This window comes from Flavobacterium sp. (assembly GCF_044369455.1).
GTDB lineage: Bacteria > Bacteroidota > Bacteroidia > Flavobacteriales > Flavobacteriaceae > Flavobacterium.
This window is the reverse complement of the sequence record NZ_JBIPLW010000051.1, coordinates 1-2,556: the sequence shown is the minus strand read 5'-3', so window position 1 is coordinate 2,556 and position 2,556 is coordinate 1. Positions and strand designations below refer to the sequence as shown.

Sequence of the window (2,556 nt, the reverse complement as noted above, 5' to 3'; positions counted from 1 at the left end):
CAGACACACCGGAAGAAGCCGAAAAGACGGTCTGTTTGAATGCAGAGACCGGCGAATTGATTTGGGAAAGCATCCACAATATCTACATGACCGTGGCTCCTTCGGAACGGATTGGCTGGTCCAGCGTGGGCGGCGATCCAGAAACAGATCGAGTTTATGTACTGGGACTTGGTTGCCTTTTCCAATGCTTGGATGGCAAAACCGGGAAAGTTGTATGGGAAAGATCCTTGTTGGAAGAGTTCGGAATGGTCTCTGCCTACGGAGGACGTACCAATTTTCCAGTGGTCTTTGAAGACCTCGTCGTCATTAGTGGAGTGGTCGTCGCTTGGGGAGAGAACGCGGTTCCCGCCCACCGAATGTTGGCACTAGACAAATCGACCGGTGCACCTGTTTGGTACAATTCGACAAAGCCGCGTCCAGAGGACACGACCTACAGCACTCCAGTTTTGACCGTCTTGAACGGACAAGCTGCGATGGTTTTCGGAGCCGCAGATGGAGCACTGTATGCAGTGCAACCTCGGACTGGCAAAGTTATTTGGAAGTACCAAGTGTCGCCGCGAGGTCTTAATGTTTCTCCGTTGATCGTCGATGGGATTGTCTATTCGGGACATGGGGAACAGAACGAAAGCGATCGGACCGTTTTGGGGGCAGTGTTCGCTTTCGATGGAAACACCAGTGGAGACATTACGGAAGATAAACTGCTTTGGAAGATTCCAGCCAAAGCCGTTTCTAGAAGCTGCCCTGTGAAGATCGGCGACCGCATCTATTACACGGACGACGGCGGAGCGATTTTTGGCGTAAACTCGAAGACGGGCGAGCTGGTTGGCAAAGGGAAGCTTCGACCGAATATGTACGGTTCGCCAATCGTTAGCGACGGCAAGCTCTTCGTTGCAGACAATTCCGCGAACATCCAGGTGTTGAAGCACACGGATTCAGGTCTCGAGGTCGTTTCCAAAGCGCGACTCAACGACGGAGGCGAGGTCTTCGGTTCCTTTGTTGCATCCAATGGGAGACTCTATCTCCCAACGACCAAGGCGCTTTATTGCTTTGGTTCGAAAGATGCAAAAGTAACCGCTGACCCATTGCCAGAACCTTTGTCAGAGCCGTCGTTGACGGATAAAACGGTTGCGAGAATTCAGCTGTGCCCCGTGGAAATGAACCTAGTGCCTGGCCAGAAAGCAAAGCTGCAAGTGCGAGCCTATAACGCTGCAGGTCAATACTTGAAACTCCTCGAGGATGCAGAGATCACGATCGAGGGAGCTGGAACTGTTGGGGATGGCCAAGTTTACATGGCACCCACAGAAGCAGGAACGGGGATGCCTGTCGTCATGACCGCCAAGTCCGGTGAACTGAGCAGTGTGGCTCGCGTCCGAGTGATCCCACCATTGCCTTGGAAATACGATTTCGAAGACAAAAAGGTGCCTGCGCACTGGATTGGTTCGTCGTACCGCCATCAACCTATCGAACTCCCCACCGGTGGGAATGGACTCGTCAAGGTTAGCACCATTCCCAAGGGAACCAAAAGCCAAGGCTTCATTGGCATGCCCAAGATGAGTGACTATACCATTCAGGGTGAGTTCTATGCTCTCGATACCAAGAACAAAGTACCGACGACAAAGCTGCCTGACATGGGATTGGTTGCCCAAAGATACGCGTTGGTGTTGAATGGCGCTCAGTCTCTCGTCATCAATACATGGGGATCTCATGACTTCCGATTTCACGTGAAGATGCCTTATGAGTGGACCGCGAAAACATGGTACGTTCTGAAGTTCCGCGTGGAAAACAGTAACGGAAAGGCAATCGTGAAGGGCAAAGTATGGAAGAAGGATGAGGCGGAACCCGAAGCTTGGACTCTAGAAGGAACCGATGATATGCCCAACACGATCGGCAGTCCCGGCATCATCGGTGATTCGACCGACGCTGAGTATTTCATCGACAATATCAGTGTCGAAAAGAACTAGTGTCGACGTAGCCAAGAAATGGGACCCATCCCAACCCGAAGCGTGAGCGAGGGACTCTCAATTAACCCTCCCTCGGGGAGGGGTGGCCTTTAGAGATGCTGATTTAAGCCCGGCATGTGGGTTCATGGTGAGCCGTCGGGCGCTAGCCCCGGTTGCCGCCAGTGGCGAAGCCACTAAACCGGGGCTAGCGCCCAACGGCTCACTAAATCAGCTGTCTCCGATAGGCCGGATAATCCCACAGAATCCCTCGCTCACGCTTCGGGTTTGTGACGCATACCCTTTACGGAGCGTAGCAATACAGAGCCGTCAACGACCCGCTGACACCAAAAGCTAAACACTCAACTGGAACACTTCGGGCAATACCTCGGTCGTCTCTACTTCACCCATCATGGTGAAAGCGAACACGTCCGTTACTCGGATCGGCATGATCGCTCCGACTTGTCGCATGTTGCCGTCCCAAACAATGATTCGGTCGCAAGCGGTTCGACCGGTCATTTGCCGCAAATCACCTTCTTGGTGTTTTCTCACCGACCATTTGCTAGGACCCTCGACCAACACCTCGACTGATTTCCCGAGGAACTTCATGTTGTCTTCG

2 protein-coding genes are annotated in these 2,556 nt (G+C 52.8%); one reads left to right on the top strand and one right to left on the bottom strand.

Annotated features, from left to right (window positions below; genetic code table 11):
- Positions 1-1,961: PQQ-binding-like beta-propeller repeat protein (locus ACIQ2L_RS13805; RefSeq protein ID WP_396159825.1), on the top strand; the 1,961-nt coding region annotated here is incomplete at its 5' end.
- 330 nt (positions 1,962-2,291) lie between these two features.
- Here ACIQ2L_RS13805 and ACIQ2L_RS13800 read toward each other — a convergent pair.
- Positions 2,292-2,556 (bottom strand): hypothetical protein (locus tag ACIQ2L_RS13800; protein ID WP_396159823.1); only part of this gene is annotated, 265 nt, incomplete at its 5' end.